Genomic DNA, 20,770 nt, shown 5'->3' with positions numbered 1-20,770 from the left:
AGTTACTCAAGTTGGAAGTTGATTGGCAAGTTGTACTTCACCCTAACTGCACGTCCTGACTGCTTACCTGGTTTCCACTTTGGCATTGCTTTCACAACACGGATAGCTTCTTCATCGCAACCAAAACCTAAACCTTTGAGTACCGCAACATCCTGAATACTTCCATCCGTATTAACAACGAATGACATAAATACTCTACCAGATACGTTGGCACGAGAAGCAGCACTTGGGTACTTAATATTCTTACTTAAGTACTTATACATTTCAGTAGTTCCTCCTGGAAATTCCGGTTGTTGTTCAACCACAGTAAATACTTTTTCCTCAGCAGGAGCGGCTTCAACAACAGTACCTTTACTAGGTGCTGCAACTTGTTCCGGAGCAACGATTACCTCGTTAGCATTTGGATCACCTTCTACTGTTTTATCAGCAATTACTGCTTCCTTCAAATCCTCAACCGTTGGAGGAGGTGTTTCTTCAGGAACCTTTTCATCCATCTTCACCTCGGGAGGCAAAAACTTAACCGTTGCTACTTTCGGCTGCTCAATTGGCGGCGGCGGTGGCGGTGGCGGTTCAGTCGGATCTATTGGCGGTGGCGGCAAGTTCATTAAATCCACGTTAACCATTACTTCCTCTTTTACTTCATCGCCTTTCAGTGCATTAATAAGTGCAGGTGAAAACATTGCGAAAACAAAAAGAGCAGCGCCGATCAAAGTTGATTTGGTAATATCTGCACGATATCCCTTTCTCAGTGAAAATGCACCATACGCCTTATTACGATTGGCAAACACTATATCATCCAGTGTCGCATTCGGGCTAACTTCTGCCATGGCGTTAAAATTAAATGTTAAAAATATTAACTACTACCCTGAATTCGATCAAGGTTTAACTTTGTCTCCAAGTAACTTTTTCTCGGAGTCTGTAAGGTTGTCTACAAGTGCATACTTTTTAGACTTGGTGATAGCCATTTCATCAAGCACATCAACCATGTTTTTGTAAGTAGACACAACCGTAGGCTTAATTACGCAAACAAATGCGCCATAACCTTTTTCGTCCTTTGCATTTGCAGCATTGATACGAGTTGCCGAGTTAAAAATTACACTTCTCAAATCAGAACCAAAACGAGTTGTTTTTAAGGACTCTTCTGCTTTTGGATCATCAGCTGCAACACCATCCAGGTAATAAACATCATCGTTTTTCCCTAAAAAAAGTGTCAACACCTTAGAAGCCTTCAATGGTTCGGTTTCTTCCTGCTTCTCCGTTTTATCAGGCACGTTCAATGTCATCGACGTAGGTTTAGACATTGTTGTTGCAAGCATAAAGAACGTAATAAGCAAGAAACCTAAATCCACCATAGGCGTCATATCAACATTGGTAGATAATTTCTTACCGCGAACTTTACCGTCGCCCTTACCACCACCACCACCGGTTTCAACTATTGCTGACATATTATTCTTTTATTTCAAGTGAAATACTTAATCCATCTTAAAACCAGCAGGAGCTTGTTCGCTGCCTGTGATCAAATTGAATCGGTTAATATTCTGAGATTGAAGATTTCCTAGCACATCCTTGAAAACAGGGAATTTAGCAAGATTATCTCCTTTCAAAGCGATTCGTAATCCCGGATCCGCTTTTCTCGCAGCATAAACCCAGTCAGCAAGCTCACTTGTTCCTGTTGAATCGACAGGAATCCCTGGTTGTTTGATCTGAGCCATTTGTGCATCTGGTGTGTTCAACCAAGCCTTCAACTGATTAAGAGGAAATCCGAAGCTCGACTGAAGCGAGAACTTGCTTTTTTCCAAATCTGTAAAAGTAACTCCTTTTGATTGAGCGATGTTGTCTAACATGGAAATCCTGGTCGACTGCGCATCCACACCAAAGAAAACTTTACCCTCTTTGTCAATACTAATGATCATAATTTTATCATCCGGCACTTTAATCGTCGATACCGAACTTGGAGTAGTAACCTCCGCGTCATTGGTTTTGAACGTCGCCGTCATAATAAAGAATGTCAGTAGCAAGAACGCCAAATCCACCATAGGCGTCATATCCATGTGAGGCGGATGTTTCTTGGGCTTAACTATTGCCATAACTTTACAAATATATAAGTTTTTTTAATATTAACGATAATTATATATCAATAGTATATAATTATTAATAATGAGCTGCAAAATTTTGCTGAATGCTCAAACCGATTTCGTCAATACTGTAAGTAAGGTCATCAACACGGCTGTTCAAATACGCATAAGAAACAGTTGCAATCGCAGAAGTACCGATACCAATCGCTGTGTTGATAAGGGCCTCAGAGATACCCGCTGCAAGAGCACTTGAATCAGCAGCACCACCAGCAGCACCAAGAGCTGCAAACGCCTTGATCATACCAAGTACCGTTCCAAGAAGGGCGATAAGTGTAGAAGCTCCGGCAAGTGTTGCGATAATTGTAAGGTTCTTTTGTAGCATAGGAAGTTCAAGCGTAGTAGCTTCATCAACTTCTTTTTGCAAAGCAGCAAGTTTTTGTTCTTTATCTAGTCCGCCATCAAGAGCAAGTTGTTTGTATTTAACTAAACCAGCCTTGATAACATTACCAACTGAACCTTTTTGCTTGTCACATTCTTTAATTGCTTCGTCAACTTGATTTTTATCAAGAAGCGCTTTCACTTTACGCACGAATGAATCGATGCTACCAGTACCATTTGCTTTTCCAATTGTGATCATACGCTCAATTGTAAACACAAGAACAATAAGAAAACAAGTCATTAAAATTGGTACAATAGGTCCTCCTTCGTGAACAATACCGAAATAATCACCTGGTTTTGGTCCTTTTTCGTGATCTCCGTCGATAAAGTGATCAGGAGCTCCTAAAACGAAAATGTAAACACAAAGGGCAATAACAAATAGTAGGGGGATTACCAATGCCGGGTTCAAACCACCTGAGCCTTTTGGTGCTGCATTTGCAGGCTTTGGTGCTGGTGCCGGAGTCGTTGCTTTCTTTTCCATCAGACTTACTTTTAAAGGTTAAATTGAGATTTTGGTTGTTAATTAAATAAAAGTTTTGGTTAAACCGTGTTTTTGTAAAATAAAATTTTGATTGTGGTGTTACGATTTTAAGTCCTACAAAAGTATGAGTTTTCCTTTTAAAAAAAAGCAAGCTTTTGACGGGTTTTTTTATTCTATATTTTTATTAACTGTCATTCAATTGTATAATTTTAAGATTACTACTTAAAATAATTTGCCGCTTAAATGCCTTTTTTTCCTTGATTAAGAATGATATATAAGTAAATTCAAGGCTTATATAAAATTGTACTATCCGCCTCAAATCCTGTGAACATCTTTTTTTAAATTGGCAAAAGCATTTTAAATTATTTTCTCATATGGGTTCAAAAGCAAATATTATTCGCCTTCTACTTATTTAAGATTATAATATTTTTAAGAATCTGTTGCCCAAAAATTATCAACTATACAAATTCGGATTATTTTTAAGTCAGGCAATCTGTTTTCATACCACCATTGTGCTTAAAAAAATGCACTTTCGTTTGAGTTCGCAAAAATGTGGTATTTTCGTGACCCGATTCGCCAGGAATTACGAACATAACAAATTCTTAATATTATGAAAATTGATCACGAGTCTCTTAAAAAAATTGCAGGTCTTGCAAAACTTCATGTAAAACCAGAAGAAGAGACTGCTCTACTTACCAGTATGGATAATGTTTTAACCTGGATGGAACAACTTAACGAAATAGATACCGAAAATGTTGAGCCACTTACCCATATTATGGAGGAAGTCAACAATTGGCGTGAAGATAAAGGTAATAACAGCCTTTCGAGAGAAGAAGCACTGGCAAATGCGCCAAGTAAAAATGACACCTATATAAAGGTACCCAAAGTGATTGAATAGGTTACCTTATATCAAACGCATCAGCGTCGAGATAAGCGGGGAAAGAATCTTTATAGCTTTGTAAAGCCAATCCGGAAAACCTGATTACCTTTTCAGATTCCTTATCGCCCATGTTAATAAGCGGTTCACCCAGAAAATCCAGCGCGACGGAGTCTCCCTGGTAATCAATCCCGTTTCCGTCCTGACCCGTCCTGTTAACCCCAACCACATAGCTGAGATTTTCAATTGCCCGTGCCCGAAGCAGAACGTTCCATGCATGCGCCCGGCGTTTCGGCCAGCTTGCGATATAAATAAGCAGATCATAAGGATTATCCGAAGAATTCCGGCTCCATACCGGAAATCTCAAATCGTAACAAACCAATGGAAAGATATTCCATCCTTTCCATTCCACGATTAATTGTGCATTTCCAGGCGTATAAGTATTATGCTCTTCCCCCATTCTGAAAAGATGGCGTTTGTCGCTGTGAACAAAAGATCCGTCCGGGCGGACGCACATTAATCGGTTATAGAAATTCCCTCCCTCCTTCACAGCAAAACTTCCAATAATTAAAGCCCCGGTCTGCAAAGCCATGTGCTTCATCCATTTGGTAGTCGTCATATTCATATGCTCAGCGATCTTCGTGTTCATCGTAAAGCCCGAATTAAACATTTCAGGCAAAACGATAACATCAGCGGGATGATCAATGGCAGCAATCTTTTCTTCAAGCGAAGAAAGATTTGCTGTTACATCTTCCCAAAATATATCTGTCTGAATAAGACAAACTGCAAGTTCGTCAACCATTGGAGTGGCCATACTGATCAGTTGGATACAAAAATTTTTATCTGCGGCCAGGAAAGCGCATACGGTAATCAGCATCCGTTTTTCCTTTTGAAATATCAGTCAGTTTCTTTTTGATCAACTGTTTTTTCAATGTTGGAAGATAATCCACGAAAAGTTTTCCAAGCAAATGGTCATATTCGTGCTGGATAATTCTTGCCGCCATGCCTTTATATTCTTCCGTGATTTCGTTCCAGTCCGTATCTCTGTAACGAATTACCAACCTTTCAGGTCTGTAAACATCGCCACGGATCCCGGGAATACTCAAACATCCTTCCTCGAAAGCCCATTCTTCTCCATCTTCTTCCAGAATTTCCGGATTGATAAATGTTTTTTTAAAACCTACAAGGCTCAAATCAACTTCGTCGTCGTCATCATCATCCTCATCTTTTTCGCTGAAAGGCGTTCCGTCGGCAACAAAAACACGGATATTTAATCCCACCTGTGGCGCAGCTAATCCTACACCATTGGCAGAATACATGGTTTCGAACATATCGGCCGAAAGCTTTTGAAGATCCATTTCATCTTTTTCAATAAAGCGGGTTTGCTTTCTTAATATAGGGTCGCCGTAGGCAACAATTGGGTAAATCATCTGATTAAAATATGAGATTTCTAAATATTAATTCTTTAACTAATTAACTACCTGCGACTTTCCATAAAGGATTGCAAAATAATGGTAGCACTGATCTTGTCTATATTTCCTTTTTCTCTTCTTTCACTTTTTTTGGAACCGCCGGCAATCATGGATTGTAAAGCCATTGACGACGTAAATCGCTCATCATGGGTATGAACCGGAATATCAGGAAAACTTTTTTTCAATAATTTTATAAAAGTATGCACTCTGGCCGCATTTTCGCTTTCTGTATTATCCAGTTTTCGGGGCATTCCTATCACAAATGCTTCGATAATTTCGGTCTGGGTATATTTTTTCAAAAAATCCAGCAAGTCATGTGTTCTTACCGTATCCAATGCCGTTGCTATAATTTGCAAGGGATCAGTTACCGCAATTCCTGTGCGTTTCGCACCATAATCAATAGACAGCAGACGAGGCATTTTTTAATCGATAAGTGAGTAGTCAAACTTTGACTAAAATAATTTTGCAAAGATAAGACCTTTCACTTAGCTTTCCCTGATTCAGTACGCGATAATAGATTTTGATACATGCATCACAGAATCCCATTATCTTTGCAGATATGATTGACAAGCGTTGGATACAAATCCCTGAATTACCCTCTGATCAACTTGAAGTTGCACGTGAACTGGCTGAGGCTTTAAAAGTGAATCCATTTTTGGCTACACTTCTGGTACAGCGCGGTGTTAAAGATTTTGAACAATCCCGCAATTTTTTCCGCCCTGATCTTTCACATTTACATGATCCATACCTGATGCAGGATATGGATATCGCTGTTGAGCGCTTATCAAAAGCTATTTCCAATGGCGAAAAAATCCTGGTTTACGGAGATTATGATGTTGACGGAACTACTTCTGTCACCCTGTTTTATGGATTTTTGAAAAAAATATATGACAACCTGGATTATTATATTCCGGACCGTTACAATGAAGGTTATGGCGTTTCCTGGCAAAGCATCGATTTCGCTCAGGAAAATGGTTTCAGTCTGATTGTTACACTGGACTGTGGTATTAAATCGGTTGACAAAGTTACAGAGGCGAATAAAAGAGGAATCGATTTTATAATCTGTGATCACCACCGTCCCGGTGATGAGCTGCCTCCGGCAATCGCTGTTCTGGATCCCAAAAGAGAAGATTGCTTATATCCTTACAAAGAACTGACTGGCTGCGGTGTCGGTTTTAAATTATTGCAGGCCTTTTGTATTCAGCACGATATTCCCCAGGAATCACTTTTCGAATATCTTGATTTACTGGTTGTTAGTATCGCCGCAGATATTGTGCCCATTACCGGCGAAAACCGGATTCTGGCTTATTACGGGCTTCAACGCCTGAATGCCGCACCGCGTGTGGGTATGAAAGCTTTGATTGATATTGCTGGAATTAAAGGTGTGCTGGATATAACCAATGTCGTTTTTGGACTTGGACCGAGGATTAATGCTGCCGGAAGAATTAAACATGCGAAAGAAGCGGTCAGGCTTTTACTATGCGAGGAAGAACAGGAAGCCGTCGATTTTGCTTATGAAATAAATCAGCATAATAGCGACCGCCGCACTTTCGACAGCAGCATAACGGAAGAAGCACTGGCCATGATTGAAGGTGATAACTGGTTTACAGAGGCCAGAAGTACGGTACTATATAAGGAAGACTGGCACAAAGGTGTGATTGGAATTGTGGCGAGCCGGTGTATTGAAAAATATCACCGACCAACGATTATCCTGACACAATCACATGGAAAAGCTGCCGGCTCTGCCCGTTCAGTGCCTGGTTTTGATGTTTATGAAGCGATTGAGGAATGCGCTGAACTATTGGAACAATTTGGCGGGCATACTTTTGCCGCAGGATTGACGATGCCGATTGAAAATATTGAAGCTTTTCGTGCCAAATTTGATCAGATTGTAAGCAGCAGAATTTTGCCGGATCAATTAATTCCCATGATCAATATTGATCTTGAACTGGAATTAAGTGCAATTACTCCAAAGTTTTACAATATTCTGCGCCAGATGGGGCCGTTCGGACCAGGGAATATGACGCCGGTTTTTGAAAGCAAAGAGGTTTCACTGGCTGGTCAGCCTACGATCATGAAGGAAAAGCATATTAAATTTGATGTAAAACAAAATGGCTCTCCGATTTTTACGGCCATTGGATTTGGTATGTCACAGTATTATCAGGATTTGATCAAAGGCAGAACATTTTCTATTTGTTACAACCTGGAAGAGAATAACTTTCGGGACAAAAAAACGTTACAACTATTCCTGAAGGATATTAAATTTAATTAGGCCGTTGCGTTTTTGAATTACTAAAATCGAACAATGATATTAAGAACCGAAAATCTGGTAAAAAAATACGGTGCCCGTCTTGTGAATAACAATGTGAGCTACCAGGTTGAACAGGGCGAAATTGTAGGATTACTTGGTCCGAATGGAGCAGGAAAAACGACGTCTTTCTATATGGCTGTTGGTCTGGTTAAACCAAACAGCGGAAAAGTTTTTCTTGACGACAGGGATATTACCGATCTTCCAATGTACAAACGAGCACGTTTGGGCCTGGGATATCTTGCACAGGAAGCTTCTGTTTTCCGTTCATTAACGGTTGAAGAAAATATACGGGCGGTTTTGGAAATGACTAACCTATCCAAAAGCGACCAGAAAGCGAAAGTGGAAGAATTACTCGAAGAATTTCACTTGCAGCACGTACGCAAAAGTAAAGGAATGGTTTTGTCGGGAGGAGAACGCCGCCGGACTGAAATTGCGCGCTCTCTTGCAGTAGATCCTAAATTTATTCTATTAGATGAACCGTTTGCCGGTGTCGATCCGATTGCGGTTGAAGATATTCAAAGTATTGTTGCCAAACTGAAAACCAAAAATATTGGTATTCTCATTACCGACCACAATGTGAATGAAACACTTTCAATTACAGACAGAGCATATCTTTTATTTGAAGGGAAAATTCTGAAACAGGGAAGTGCGGAAGAACTAGCGGAAGATGAACAGGTAAGAAGAGTTTATCTTGGACAGAACTTTGAATTAAAACGAAAAGTTTAATTTAAAAATGTCTCAAGCATAGAAAAGGGAACGCTCTGGGCACTCCCCCTCTTATAATTATTCACCATGAACTGTATTATTTTTTAGGGCACTTTTTACAGTATTTCCCTTTCTTTTTATAGTTTTTGCAACAATCCTTAAATACGCATTCATCGTTCAGAATCAGCGATTTTGACCATAAATTGATTGGCTCAACAAGTACTGTTGGTTCATTCGAAAGCAACGCGTTCATTCCATCTCCGTTATTGATGAGACAAATGTAGTATCTATTTAGAATCAGTCAAAAGCTTTTTAAAAATTATTTTGAACAAATCTAAATAGATCATGCAAATGATGGTGAAATACTGATTACAAAACAGGAAAAAGATCAGGGAATTTTTCGCCTTTTACGTCCGGATGGTTTATGAGGATTTACAAACCAATCTTTCCGATATTGTGCACCTCAATTATATATTAAAAAATGTGAAGGCCATAAATTAAAAAAGGTCCTTCCATATCATAAAGACTGGAAAGACCTTTTTAGCTGTTTTTAAAATCGAATTATCTTTTCTCCCAAATCTCGTGGATTGGCTTCCCTGCGGTATTTGTTCCTTTATAATCCCAAACGCCATTATCTAACTTAGCGTCAAAAACCTGCGTTGTTCCTACCCTGTTGTTATCGCTTGATAAAAACTCAATTCTTTCGGTATATTTCCCGTTTTTGAAAGTATAAGTTCCACCCCCGGTTTTGTAAAATATTTTTTCTACTGTATCAAAAACAATCCATTGGAAACGAGTTCCTGACAACAATTTAACTGCTTTTCGGGTACCAGTTAGCTGCGGTTTTAAATCGCCATCTTTATCAGAAACTTTCCAGGCTCCTGTTAAAGCTGAATTTCCTCCGTCATCAATTTTCATCCAAACCATGGCTTCGTCATATTTCAAAGTCAGGATTCCGTCTTTCATTGTTACCGTATAAATAATGGGAATACCAACCTTTGCTGTATCCGAAGGATTAAATTCCGGTGTGTAAGTCATCTGATCACCCTGAATTGTAAATGGCCCGCCCTCTGTTCTTTCGTAGGATTTGTTCAAAACACTGTAAGAAGCAATGATCATATAATTGTCTGTCACAATCAATGTGGAAGTACTACCAGTTGGCTCCTGAGATTTCCATGCACCCTTTGGTGATTGGGCCATTACCACCGCGCTGCATAAAAAGAATGTAAAAATAAGAAGATGTTTCATTCGATATTTAGTTTACGTTTATCATCAAAGCGTATCAAAAGTATGCCAGGGCGCTCTGGAAAATCCTTTATTAATCATACCTTATCATTTCAAAACTTCTCTCAGAACTTCCAGCGAGCGGATTTCACCAAGGGAATCCATGTGGATTTTATAAAAGAAAATCAGTTTTTCGAGAATATCCACCCGACGGTTACGGTCAAGCAAAACAGAGATTCCATAAGGGTTATGCAGCAGATATTCCGTTGCATTTATCTCTTTGGCATCAGCAATTTGCGGAAAATGATTTTCCTTTAATTCATTTTCCAGATCTTCTATCGTTTCCACACCAAAGCCGAGATAAGAAGCATATTGAAGTAAGAACTGAATATGAAAATTTTCAAATCCATCTTCGGCTTCATCCAGATATAAAACCGAATCCTCAATAAACTGAAATAAAGGCTCATTTGGCTCTTCTTCTCTCAGCGTTTTCCCCAGAATTTCAGTAACAAATAAAGCCAGACTGGATTTAAAAACATCATAGGGCAGACTTTGAAATGGTGCATAACATTTAAGTTCAGAGATCCGGTGAATTGTCGCCTCTTTACTTTTATGATATACAACCATATCAAGCAAGGTAAGTGGCTGAAAGAGAGCAATTCTATTCGTCTTGGATTTACTGCTTCTCACACCATTTACAATATAACTCTGTATACCAAAGGCTTCCGTATAGACCTTCGCAATAATGGAAGACTCACGATAACGGATATAATTCAGGGCAATTCCTCTGGTTTTGTATAACATACTTACCGTTTATGCTTTTTTGGAATAAAAAATCCTGTTACACCAGAATATATCCTATGTGTGCCTGAATATTATCGCAGTATTAACAAATTAATTAAAAAAATTTAAAAACTTTTTTCGAATACTGACTTCAGACTTACCCTCTTAATATATAAATAAATGATGTTAATCTTTTCATAAACATAGCACATTGTAGCCGCCACGCCGATATAGAATACTTGTATCATTTTAATATCCACATAACCTTAAAAAATCAGACGTATTCGAAGTTTTTTAAGAGAAAGGATTTGTACCTTTATTCTGGGTTTACGAACTAACGACGATTTTCGTTCGTTAACAAATTATTAAAAGGAATAAGATTTGCAGCCAGCAAATGTTCATATTTCTAACTCATTATTCTTCTCATGAGCGACGCCATAAAGCATGAGTGCGGTATAGCACTTATCCGTCTAAGAAAGCCATTTCAATACTATATTGACAAGTACGACACGCCGCTATATGCCGTGCACAAGCTTTCAGTAATGATGGAAAAACAGGTTAACCGGGGACAAGATGGAGCCGGAGTTGCCAACATCAAAATTGATGTTCCACCTGGAAAGCGCTATATCAGCAGATACAGATCCGTTGAACCTCAGCCACTTACCGACATCTTCTCGAAAATTCACAAGAAATTCCGGAAAGGACTGAAAAATAACAAAGAGCGTATCACAGATGCTAAATGGTTACAGGAAAACCTGGCATTTACCGGAGAAGTCTGGCTTGGACATTTGCGTTATGGAACGCATGGCACGAATGAAGTAGAGAACTGTCATCCGATGTTACGTCAAAGTAACTGGAGAAGCCGGAATCTGGTAATGGCAGGGAATTTTAACATGACCAACGTAGACGAACTTTTTGGAAAACTGGTATCCTTAGGCCAGCATCCAAAAGAAAAGGTTGACACGGTTACGGTTATGGAAAAGATCGGACATTTCCTTGATGAAGAAAATCAGCGCGTCTTCGATCGTTTCAAAGGAATATATGAAAATCCGACCTTATCGGATGTTATTGAAGAAAATATTGACTTACAAAGATTGCTTTACAGATCCTGCCGTGATTTTGATGGCGGATATGCCATGTGCGGTTTAACAGGATACGGAGCTTCTTTTGTAATTCGTGACCCCGCCGGAATTCGTCCAGCTTTTTATTATGCAGATGACGAAGTGGTTGTCGTTGCATCTGAAAAACAGGCAATCAAGGCAGCATTTAATGTTGAATATTCCCAGATTCAGGAAATTACGCCTGGCTCGGCACTGATCATTGACAAAAACGGAGAGTATAACGAATTCCCGATTTTGCCGCGTTTGGAAAAACGCTCATGCAGTTTCGAGCGAATCTACTTTTCAAGAGGTACTGATCCGGATATTTATTACGAGCGCAAGCAACTTGGAAAACTGCTGATCCCGCAGATCTTAAAAGAGATCAATTATGATCTTGAAAACACTATTTTCTCTTATATTCCAAATACAGCGGAAACCGCCTTTTTAGGAATGATTGAAGGATTGGAAGAATATCTGGCGAAAAAAAGAAAGCAGGCCATTATGGATGGAATTCTTTTTGAAGCTGATCTTGAAAAAGTACTTTCTTTCCGTCCGCGTATTGAAAAGCTGGTGACCAAAGATGTGAAATCCCGGACTTTCATTACGGCTGATGCGCTTCGTGATGATATGGTTTCCAGTGTTTATGATACCACTTTTGAGGTTGTCCGTAAAAACGTGGATACTGTGGTAATTATTGATGATTCAATTGTTCGCGGTACTACGCTTGAAAAAAGTATTTTGACAATGCTTGACAGATTGCAGCCTAAGAAAATAGTCGTTGTATCTTCTGCACCGCAAATCCGCTTCCCTGACTGTTACGGTATTGACATGTCAAAAATGAAAGATTTTGTTGCTTTCAGAGCCGTATTGAAATTGCTTGAAGACCGTGATATGGATTATTTACGCGAAGATGTTTATACACAAGCTGTTGCGTCGATTGCTACAAAAAATTCATTCCATACCAATTATGTAAAAGCACTTTATGATCCTTTTACAGACGAGGAAATTTCGAATTCAGTTGCCGAAATTATTCGTCCAAAAGATCTGAACGCTGAACTTTCTGTTATTTTCCAGACCGTTGATAATCTTCATAAAGCTTGCCCGAACCATGTTGGTGACTGGTACTTCACAGGAAATTATCCAACACCTGGCGGAAATAAAGTAGTGAATAAAGCATTTGCAAATTCGCACGAAGGGAAGCTGGAAAGAGCTTATTAATAGAAGAATTTCTTATTATATTTTTGATAACCGTCCGCAGTCTGGACGGTTATTTTTTTGTTAAAACGTTAATTACGGTTAAATTCAAAAATAACTTCTAATTTGGCATTTTAATAAAAACCTAAATCTATATGACTCAATTTAACAAATTTTGTTTTAGTAAAATTTTATCTTTTCTGTTTATCATCACGCTGACAAGCTTTTCATCCAATGCACAAACAGCTGCAACAACCGGAAGCCTGAAAGATATTAATTTCCTGGATGGACGCTGGAAGGGCAATTATAATGGCGGAACGATCGAGGCTTCCTGGACTGCACCGGAAGGTGATAATATTGTTGGATTTATCCGTATGGTGAAAGATGGGAAAGCCACACTTTATGAATTATTCGCTTTTGAGCAGACAGAAAAAGGCCCCGTGGCGCATGTGAAACATTTCAAACCAGGCATGATTTCCCTGGAAGAGAAGGAAGTTTCGGATACTTATAACTTTATTGAAGCAAAGAAAAACCAGGCTCTTTTTGAAAAAGATGATATATCGGTTCGAATTATTTACGAAAGAAGAACACAGAATCAACTGGTGATCAGAAGAGGAAAACTTGAAAACAACAAGTGGGAATTTATGGATCTGTTTGTTTTTAACCGTATTCCTTAATTTTTAAGGATCAGATAGACGCCTGCAATTAATAATAATCCGCCGCAAATTCTGGGAAGACTTATTGGATGTACAGCAAAACCTTGCAAGCCGTAGTGGTCTATGACCATTGCGGCTAACATTTGTCCGGCTATTACCAGACAGATTAAATTGGCTGGACCAATGTCTTTCACAATAAAAATAACGGTGACAACGTAGAAGGCCCCTAAAAATCCGCCTGCGTATTTCCACAGGCTTACGTCGCGGAATGTGGCTAAGGTGGGTACAGGATTTTGGTTAAAGAATGGAAAGGCTACTAACAAAACGAAAAGGCCAAAGCTGAATGAGGTAATTGCAGCCATCAATGGATTTCCCAAAGCGACACGAAGTTGGGCATTTACACCAGACTGCAATGTATTAGCCATTCCAATCATAAAAGCCAGTGCCAGGAATAACCAATTCATGATAAAAGAAGATCTAAATTCATTTTACTTTTTATTGCTTTAACTCATTTACCTTATCAGGATCCACAGACCGGAAATGTCCGTAAACACGCAGAATTATCGCAAGTGCTACCGTAACTTCTGCCGCTGCAACAACAATCACAAAGAGCGCGAAAAGCTGTCCGCCGATTTTTTCAGGGTCATGGCGACTGAATGCGATCAAATTAAGATTGACTGCATTAAGCATTAATTCAATACCCAATAAAATTCCGATTAAATGCTTTTTGGTTATGGCAATGGCCAGGCCAATGCTAAATAATGCAGCTCCAACGATCAGATAATGTTCTACCGGAATATTAATCATGAGCTGGATTTCTGTTTAAGGCAAGGTAAGCGGCGCCAACTAAGGCAACGAGTAAAAGTATGGCAGCAATTTCAAAAGGTAAAAGATGGCTTGTCATCAATTCAACACCAATTGTTTTTAATGTTGACCTTGAAGTATTGGTTTCTCCGGTCATCTTAAAATTTGAAATTGCGATAATATATGACAGAAAACCGAACAAACCTGCGCCCACGACAAATCCGGAAAACTGTCTGGTTATAGATACCATCACCCGGTTTGGTGTTGATGAAACTGCCGTTCTATCTGTCTGCTGCGTTAACATGATACCAAAAATAAGCAGCACCAAAATTCCTCCTACGTAAACCATAATCTGCGTTACGGCAAGAAAATCAGCTCCTGCCAAAACATACAGCGCAGCAACGCCCAGAAATGTAAGAAACAAGGCAAAAGCTGCATATATAAGGTTTTTTGAAAACAATATAAAAAGCGCCGATACAATCGCTAATCCCGAGAAAGCATAAAAAGCAGCTATTTCCATTTATCTCAATATAAATTATTCCTGATCCGGAGATTTTGGTTTTGGTTTCATCGTCGGGCGAAACGCCGGTTTCGGCTTTGGCGTTTCCTCCTTTGCTTCCGGTATATCCTGATCCGTTTTATTTTCAACAGTTGTTTCCGGCACATTTTCATCAGTCGGCTCAACCTTTGGCTTCATTGTTGGACGAAATACCGGCTTTGCTTTCACTTCTTCATTTTCTACTTTTTCTGCCGCCGGCTCCGGGATTTCAGAAACCGGTGTTTTCGGTCTCATTGTTGGACGGAAAGCAGGTTTTGCAGCAACAGGTTCCAGTGAAATTTCAGGAATTATTTCAGCAGGTTCAGAAGCTTCAACCTTCGGTTTCATTGTTGGACGAAATGCTGGTTTGGCTTTCACTTCTTCATTCGCATCTTTTTCAACTGCTGTATCCGGAATTTCAGAAACCGGTGTTTTCGGTTTCATAGTTGGTCGAAAAGCAGGTTTGGCTTTTATTTCCTCACTTTTTACGTCTTCACCCAATACTGATTCTTCTGAATTCGTAGCTGGTTTAGGCTTCATTGTCGGTCGGAAAGCTGGTTTCGCCTGAGCAGTTTCTTCCTGATTCGAAACCGTAGATTCAGCTTCGGGAGCCGTATCTGTTTTAGGTTTCATAGATGGCCTGAAAGCTGGTTTTGCTTTCGGAGCCTCACCAGGTACTATATCACTTTCTTCTTTTACTTCCTCTGGGAGAACCCTCGGTTTCATCGTAGGTTTAAAAGGCAATTTAGCCGCCGGTTTTTCTATAATTTCTTCCGAAGTTTCATATGTTTCAGACTTGGCTTCAACCGGAGCGGGTTTGCGTGGCTGGAAAACAGGTTTTGGTCTTGGAGTTTCTACCTCCGGAGATTCCTGTTTCGCAACAATTTCTTCTTGTTTTGGCTTGATTGTAGGCTTAAAAGCAGGACGCTCGGCAGGTATCTTTGCAGTAACTTCCGAAGGCACAGCCGGTTTTTGTGCAGCTTTTAGTGCCTCTTTTTCTTTTTGGAATTGTTCAAGTAAATCTCGTTTCTCCTGTGCTTCATCAGCGGTCAGATTTCCGAAATTATAAACCATATCCCGGATATCGAGTTCGCTATAATCGAAAGTTTTTGTCATTGTAAGACATTCCGTCGGGCAAACCGTTGTACAAAGTCCGCAGTAGCAGCACTTTGCCATATCAATATCAAATTTAGCAGCATATAGACGGATCGGGGAACCGTCTGAAGCACGGCCCACTTCTTCAATTGCTTTGATAGGTTCAATTTCAATGCAATCAACCGGACAAACCTTTACACACTTATCACAAACAATGCAATCGTCTATCTCATTATGCAGGCGGTATCTTCCATTGTCCGGAATCGGGATTGTTTCCTGAGGATATTGAATGGTAACCATCCCATCCTGCATATCATAAAAATTACCTGAGCGGATATCATTATTCGTCCGACGTTTTCTTGCATCAAACAAATGGCGCAACGTCAGTTTCATACCCGTTAAAGTGGTACTGATTCCCTCTGATATATTTTTAAAGTATGTCGACAACGTTAGCAGGTCTCAATTTTCAATTCATAACTAGATCCGGAAAACCCGGAAATAAGCCTATTACAAAGATAGAGTAATCTATTAAAAAACTTACTTTTCAACAGGAACACCTTCCAATATGGCCAATAATTCTTTTTGCACCGAAAGTGTTTTATCGACCGAATACCATTTGTGAATATCCTCAGCGAATTCTTTGAAGGGTTTGTCAGGATTTTCTTTGTATTGCTCCATCATATGCTGGGCACCAGCTGGACGTGGTCCCCAATCAAAAATCTCGTTAAATTCGCCATCAACCGCAATCAATTTTGGAATAGAACGCCCTCCATTTGTAAGATACTGATCCATAACATCCGGATTTTCATCCCTTAAAATCAATTGAAGGCTAATCAACGGATTCAATTTTGCAATGGTAGCCAGAACAGGAATATTTTGTGCAGCATCTCCACACCATGCTTCCGTCAAAACATACCAGGTTTGAGGTGACTTAATCTGATTTACTGCTACTTTTAAACTTTCACTTAATACAACCGTTTTGTTCAAACGCTGCATTCTATGCAAATTCAGCCTGGTGTAATGGTTTAAATCTTCTGATTGTTTTGGACCGGTTGTTCTTTGTTCCTTAACAACCAGTTCCATCAATAACATATAATCGGAATAAGAATAAATCGTTCTTTCTATTCCGCTATTAAATAACTCTGACAGGTTCTTCATGTGTGAATTTTTGTACATAGAAAAAACCATAACCTGCTCATTTCAGTTCAGACGATACGGTTCAAATATTTACTATAATCCGTTTGTTCGGCGAAATAATCTTCATTCATTAAGGGAGAAGTAAATAAAAAATCGGCTGTGGCGCGGTTTGAGGCAACAGGAATATTCCAGACAACACATAAGCGCAGTAAGGCCTTTACATCCGGATCATGCGGCTGAGCGGACATGGGGTCCCAGAAAAAGATCAGCAGATCAATTTTTTCTTCTGCAATCATTGACCCAACTTGCTGATCGCCCCCAAGCGGACCGCTCAAAAGAAGCAAAACCGGTTGATTTAATAAAGCCTCCAATAATTTACCTGTTGTTCCGGTAGCGTATAAAGTACTTTTTGCCAGAAGCTCACGATTGGCCAACGCCCAATCCAGCAGTTCAGTTTTGCGATTATCGTGGGCTACCATTGCAATGCGTTTGCTGGAAGCTATTTTTCTGATATGTGACATTATAAATTAATTTACATGTCGCCAATATACTTCAAATATGTCTTTGCCAGAACTTCGCGGTCAAAATGATTTTTTACGTAAGAATATCCATTTTCGCCCTGCCGATCGATAAGTGCAGGATTTGCCAGATAAAATCTGATCTTATGAGCAAAGTCTTGTGCATTTTCCGGTTCAACAAATAAACCTGCATCTGCTTCTTCGATCAACTTTCTTGAAACTCCATCAATAACCATCAAAACAGGCTTTTTACAGGATAAGTAGTCAAAGGTCTTATTGGAATAAATAGTTTTAAAAATTTCTGTTTTTTTCAAAACGGACAAGCCGACATCGGATGCCAGAATATATTTAAACACTTCATTTTTTGATACAGAATCGAAAAAAAGGATATTTTTAAGTTGCCTCCTGTTAATTTCATCAATCAAGTTTTTCTTTTCCGAACCATTTCCAATAAGCATGAAAACAACATTGGTATCAACGAGCAGTTCCGCGGTTTCCACAACCTGAATCAGATCATTTGCAATTCCATGCGCGCCGACATAGATTATCACAAATTTGTCTTCAAGATTATGCGTTTTGCGAATTGGATAAGGATCAAATGATGTAAGTAATTTGTCAGAAAAAATAAAATCTGCACCGTTTGGAATACAAACAATTTTGTCTGCCGGAACCTGTTTTTGTTTGATCAAGATTTCCTGAAAGGCAGGTGTTAAAACACAAATCCGTTTTGCTTTTTGATACATCAGTTTTTCGAACCAGAATGAAAATCGAATTAAATAGCTGTTTTTTAATACGCCAGTTTCAATGGCAGATTCCGGCCAAAGATCTCTGACTTCAAAAACAAAAGGGATTTTCTTCCACCAACCCAAAAAAATTGCGATAAGTCCAACAAACAATGGTGGAGAGGTGACGATGATCATGTCGTACTTTTCTTTTGTAATAAATAGCCCTGCCAGCGTTCCGGATACTACAAATGAAAGAAATGACCAAAGGCGGCTTGAAAAAGTTTTACTGCTCGTAGTAACATGACAACGAATTACTTTTACGGAATCTCTATTCCTGGAAACATGAAAATATTTGTCGTCATATTTAACTTTCGAATTTTCCATATAATGCGTCATTCCGGCCAGAACCGTCATTTCATGCCCTTCCTCAGTCCAGATTCTAGTCATTTCATTCCAGCGGGAGCCGCCACCCTCATGATCTTCAAGAAAAAACTGATGTATCAATAAAATTCGCATCGCTGGCTTTTTCTTTAAATTTTATACAAATCTCTGTTTTTATATACCGCTCCGTCGTACTGTAAACTATCCGGTGCGCCATTTCTTTTTCTCCATAGTTATCAGAAAACCAGCCTTCAGTCTTGGATAATTTGATCATACTTCCCTCCTTTAAAAAGGCATTGATCATAAATTTTTCAAAAAACGCCGGATATGGATGCCAGATTTGGTGCATAATGATTTCCGTTGGCGCATTTTCAATCCAGTCTTCAATGATCCAATGCAGTTCCCTTTTCAATTTTGTCACCCTGCGTTTGTGAATAATGTTTTTTCCAATTTCCTTATAACCCTCAAACCATCCTTCAAAAATCACCGAATCTTGTTCTTCCTTCCAACCGGCCTCACTTTTTTCAATCCAGTTATACCATATGAATCTTTTCCCTTTTCTCATCTGGTCAAAATTTCCAAGCATTACCGTGTTATGAGACGCCGTTCCTGAAAAGTAACTCGTCCATTTTTTATCTGTATTATATTGAAAAGATCCTGCATCCCGTAAAATATTTTCACCATCAACCCAAACGTCCAGATGTAGGTTATCCGACTGAAACGGACGGTTCTGGTAACTTCCACAGCGAAGAAATGTTATGGTGTTATCGTCGTTTAAAACATAATAACCCCCATTTGGAAAAGATGAAATTTGAAATTCCTTTTTCAATTCTACCTTTTTACAAACAGCCGAATTTAGACCAAGCCAAAAACTTTCCTCTTCCCATCTCCCACCGTTATAAATGGGCTTTTCTTCCAGAACCGTTGACAAAGCCATTAATTGCGGCCGAAAATCCCGGAAATGACAATCCGTTAGTGGGAAAAATAAAGCACCATCATTATTACCATAATTTGGAAGCTGACCAGATTTGCTATCCTGGCAAGTTTGAAGAAATTTCAAAGATTTTCCTGCCCGTTCATACACAACCCTATCCCAGGTTTCCTGATTCAAATGTGCAAGTCTGATTGCCCATGTCAACAGCTGAACGGCAACCCGATGATAATTCATGGAAAATTGAAGAAAAGTGCCGTCTTCATAAATCTGATAAGCAATTTCCTCTGCAAACCACTTTTTCCCATTTTTCCTCCATTGCTCACTTTCATCAAAAAACGGGTATAACAAACCAATTAAATACAAACCCCATGTCTCCGTGAGGGCATGATTATTCCGGACCGCAATGCGTGAAAAATCAATGTTTTCAGCCACGTGCCGCATTTGTTGGTAAATACTATTCAAGATTTTCGAAATAAGCCGATCATCAAGAGCAGATGATTTTTTGTAATACTGTAAAGCGAAAGTCCAGTTCAAAATCCGGAGGGTAATTTCCTGGCTACACTGCCAGTTCGGGCCACAGTTGACCGGATTGTTATCAATCCAGTCTTCAATTTTGAAGAAAACGGTTTTAGATTGATCTCTCCCAAAATGATGGTCGTAGCGTATCAGGTCATACAAAAAAGTAAAACGCGATTTTTCCCATACATACTTTATATCACCGGATTCACGAGACAAATCTGGTATATCGGCCCAGTGTTTTTTGATGTTATACTGAAATCCGTTTTCAGGATTTGTCAGCCAGTCAGAAGTAGAAAAACTTTTTGACCCAAAATGCATATACCTGCTTTGTAAAATCGCTTCAACACGTTTTGCCAACATCCGGTAATCAATAGGCCCGCCTTTAAAAGTTGTTTCATGAAAATGATTTGAAAAGAAAAAATTTACCGGGAGATTTCGCCAATCTTCGAGCGTTATCATTTTCTTTTCAGGCGGATTAACAGGAAACCGGAATTTTAGTATCCGGGTTTTTCTTTGGAACTCAAACCAGATCCGGAACATAAAATAATGCCAGCCCATATTTTTAACAAGCTGAAAAACATCCGGCAAAAAATTAAAAAGCGTTTTCAGCTTTCGAACAAACTGTTTCATTAAAAGTATGTGTATGGATAAGCGACTTTTCAGCTGTCAATTATATTGAATGCAGGACAACAAACTGGATGCAGGTTAGTTAAAGTTCTATTTTTATCATATTGGAATAAAACGCGGGCAAAAAGTAACGGGCAAAACAACGTTGAATGGCTCTCCATTTTAAATTTAACTGT

22 protein-coding genes are annotated in these 20,770 nt (G+C 39.2%); 5 read left to right on the top strand and 17 right to left on the bottom strand.

Going from position 1 to position 20,770, the window contains the following annotated elements; translation table 11 throughout:
- Window positions 1-2 precede the first annotated feature (2 nt).
- The 4 genes from LXL81_RS12230 to LXL81_RS12215 form a co-directional block, all read right to left on the bottom strand.
- On the bottom strand, window positions 3-827 hold the full coding sequence (locus LXL81_RS12230; protein ID WP_234647075.1) for an energy transducer TonB: 825 nt from the start codon (window positions 825-827) through the stop codon (window positions 3-5).
- Between the two features lie 48 nt (window positions 828-875).
- On the bottom strand, window positions 876-1,445 hold the full coding sequence (locus LXL81_RS12225) for a biopolymer transporter ExbD (RefSeq protein ID WP_234647074.1): 570 nt from the start codon (window positions 1,443-1,445) through the stop codon (window positions 876-878).
- A gap of 27 nt (window positions 1,446-1,472) precedes the next feature.
- Window positions 1,473-2,087 (bottom strand): biopolymer transporter ExbD, encoded by a 615-nt coding sequence (locus LXL81_RS12220; protein WP_234647073.1) that lies wholly within the window; start codon window positions 2,085-2,087, stop codon window positions 1,473-1,475.
- A 64-nt stretch (window positions 2,088-2,151) separates the two neighbouring features.
- A complete protein-coding gene (locus tag LXL81_RS12215; protein WP_234647072.1) occupies window positions 2,152-2,994 on the bottom strand; it encodes a MotA/TolQ/ExbB proton channel family protein in 843 nt (280 codons plus the stop codon).
- Window positions 2,995-3,604: 610 nt separating this feature from the next.
- On the opposite strand from LXL81_RS12215, the gene gatC reads away from it, so the two are divergent.
- Complete coding sequence (gatC, locus tag LXL81_RS12210) at window positions 3,605-3,892, top strand: Asp-tRNA(Asn)/Glu-tRNA(Gln) amidotransferase subunit GatC (RefSeq protein ID WP_234647071.1); 288 nt, start codon at window positions 3,605-3,607, stop codon at window positions 3,890-3,892.
- A 1-nt stretch (window position 3,893) separates the two neighbouring features.
- On the opposite strand, the gene LXL81_RS12205 is transcribed toward gatC, so the two are convergent.
- Genes LXL81_RS12205 through ruvX form a run of 3 tightly spaced genes read right to left on the bottom strand, consistent with a single transcriptional unit; the run spans window position 3,894 to window position 5,762 of the window.
- Complete coding sequence (locus LXL81_RS12205; protein WP_310589567.1) at window positions 3,894-4,748, bottom strand: amidohydrolase; 855 nt, start codon at window positions 4,746-4,748, stop codon at window positions 3,894-3,896.
- On the bottom strand, window positions 4,711-5,301 hold the full coding sequence (def, locus tag LXL81_RS12200) for a peptide deformylase (RefSeq protein WP_234647070.1): 591 nt from the start codon (window positions 5,299-5,301) through the stop codon (window positions 4,711-4,713). The genes LXL81_RS12205 and def overlap by 38 nt, the downstream gene beginning before the upstream one ends.
- A gap of 47 nt (window positions 5,302-5,348) precedes the next feature.
- Window positions 5,349-5,762, bottom strand: coding sequence for a Holliday junction resolvase RuvX (gene ruvX / locus LXL81_RS12195; RefSeq protein ID WP_234647069.1), 414 nt, complete (start codon window positions 5,760-5,762; stop codon window positions 5,349-5,351).
- Window positions 5,763-5,902: 140 nt separating this feature from the next.
- Here ruvX and recJ point away from each other — a divergent pair, with 140 nt between their 5' ends.
- Entirely contained in the window at window positions 5,903-7,615 is a 1,713-nt protein-coding gene (gene recJ / locus LXL81_RS12190; RefSeq protein ID WP_234647068.1) for a single-stranded-DNA-specific exonuclease RecJ, read from the top strand.
- 33 nt (window positions 7,616-7,648) lie between these two features.
- Window positions 7,649-8,380 (top strand): LPS export ABC transporter ATP-binding protein, encoded by a 732-nt coding sequence (gene lptB, locus LXL81_RS12185; protein ID WP_234647067.1) that lies wholly within the window; start codon window positions 7,649-7,651, stop codon window positions 8,378-8,380.
- Window positions 8,381-8,920: 540 nt separating this feature from the next.
- Here lptB and LXL81_RS12180 read toward each other — a convergent pair.
- Together LXL81_RS12180 and recO are read right to left on the bottom strand one after the other, a co-directional pair.
- The gene (locus LXL81_RS12180; protein WP_234647066.1) at window positions 8,921-9,607 is read right to left on the bottom strand and encodes a hypothetical protein; all 687 of its coding nucleotides are present in this window, start codon (window positions 9,605-9,607) and stop codon (window positions 8,921-8,923) included.
- An 84-nt stretch (window positions 9,608-9,691) separates the two neighbouring features.
- Complete coding sequence (gene recO / locus LXL81_RS12175; RefSeq protein ID WP_234647065.1) at window positions 9,692-10,387, bottom strand: DNA repair protein RecO; 696 nt, start codon at window positions 10,385-10,387, stop codon at window positions 9,692-9,694.
- Between the two features lie 404 nt (window positions 10,388-10,791).
- On the opposite strand from recO, the gene LXL81_RS12170 reads away from it, so the two are divergent.
- Entirely contained in the window at window positions 10,792-12,684 is a 1,893-nt protein-coding gene (locus LXL81_RS12170; protein WP_234647064.1) for an amidophosphoribosyltransferase, read from the top strand.
- A gap of 131 nt (window positions 12,685-12,815) precedes the next feature.
- Window positions 12,816-13,337, top strand: coding sequence for a DUF6265 family protein (locus LXL81_RS12165; RefSeq protein WP_234647063.1), 522 nt, complete (start codon window positions 12,816-12,818; stop codon window positions 13,335-13,337).
- Here LXL81_RS12165 and LXL81_RS12160 read toward each other — a convergent pair.
- The 8 genes from LXL81_RS12160 to LXL81_RS12125 all read right to left on the bottom strand — a co-directional run bounded on the left by LXL81_RS12160 (window position 13,334) and on the right by LXL81_RS12125 (window position 20,597).
- Window positions 13,334-13,780, bottom strand: a complete 447-nt coding sequence (locus LXL81_RS12160) for a DMT family transporter (RefSeq protein WP_234647062.1) — start codon at window positions 13,778-13,780, stop codon at window positions 13,334-13,336. The two genes, LXL81_RS12165 and LXL81_RS12160, sit on opposite strands and share 4 nt — an antisense overlap.
- 31 nt (window positions 13,781-13,811) lie before the next feature.
- On the bottom strand, window positions 13,812-14,123 hold the full coding sequence (gene nuoK, locus LXL81_RS12155) for an NADH-quinone oxidoreductase subunit NuoK (RefSeq protein WP_255713702.1): 312 nt from the start codon (window positions 14,121-14,123) through the stop codon (window positions 13,812-13,814).
- Window positions 14,116-14,640, bottom strand: a complete 525-nt coding sequence (locus LXL81_RS12150; RefSeq protein ID WP_234647061.1) for an NADH-quinone oxidoreductase subunit J — start codon at window positions 14,638-14,640, stop codon at window positions 14,116-14,118. Before LXL81_RS12150 ends, nuoK begins: the two co-directional genes overlap by 8 nt.
- A gap of 15 nt (window positions 14,641-14,655) precedes the next feature.
- Entirely contained in the window at window positions 14,656-16,146 is a 1,491-nt protein-coding gene (locus LXL81_RS12145; RefSeq protein ID WP_234647060.1) for a 4Fe-4S dicluster domain-containing protein, read from the bottom strand.
- A 144-nt stretch (window positions 16,147-16,290) separates the two neighbouring features.
- Entirely contained in the window at window positions 16,291-16,911 is a 621-nt protein-coding gene (locus LXL81_RS12140; RefSeq protein ID WP_234647059.1) for a thioredoxin family protein, read from the bottom strand.
- A gap of 47 nt (window positions 16,912-16,958) precedes the next feature.
- The gene (locus LXL81_RS12135; RefSeq protein WP_234647058.1) at window positions 16,959-17,411 is read right to left on the bottom strand and encodes a methylglyoxal synthase; all 453 of its coding nucleotides are present in this window, start codon (window positions 17,409-17,411) and stop codon (window positions 16,959-16,961) included.
- 11 nt (window positions 17,412-17,422) lie between these two features.
- Window positions 17,423-18,649, bottom strand: coding sequence for a glycosyltransferase family 4 protein (locus tag LXL81_RS12130; RefSeq protein ID WP_234647057.1), 1,227 nt, complete (start codon window positions 18,647-18,649; stop codon window positions 17,423-17,425).
- Window positions 18,615-20,597 carry an alginate lyase family protein gene (locus LXL81_RS12125; protein WP_234647056.1) on the bottom strand — a complete coding sequence of 661 codons (1,983 nt, stop codon included), beginning with the start codon at window positions 20,595-20,597 and terminating at the stop codon, window positions 18,615-18,617. Before LXL81_RS12125 ends, LXL81_RS12130 begins: the two co-directional genes overlap by 35 nt.
- Window positions 20,598-20,770 lie beyond the last annotated feature (173 nt).

Source organism: Dyadobacter sp. CY356 (assembly GCF_021440195.1).
Taxonomy (GTDB): Bacteria; Bacteroidota; Bacteroidia; order Cytophagales; family Spirosomataceae; genus Dyadobacter.
The sequence above is the reverse complement of the archived record's forward strand: the minus strand, read 5'-3'. Positions and strand labels throughout refer to the sequence as shown.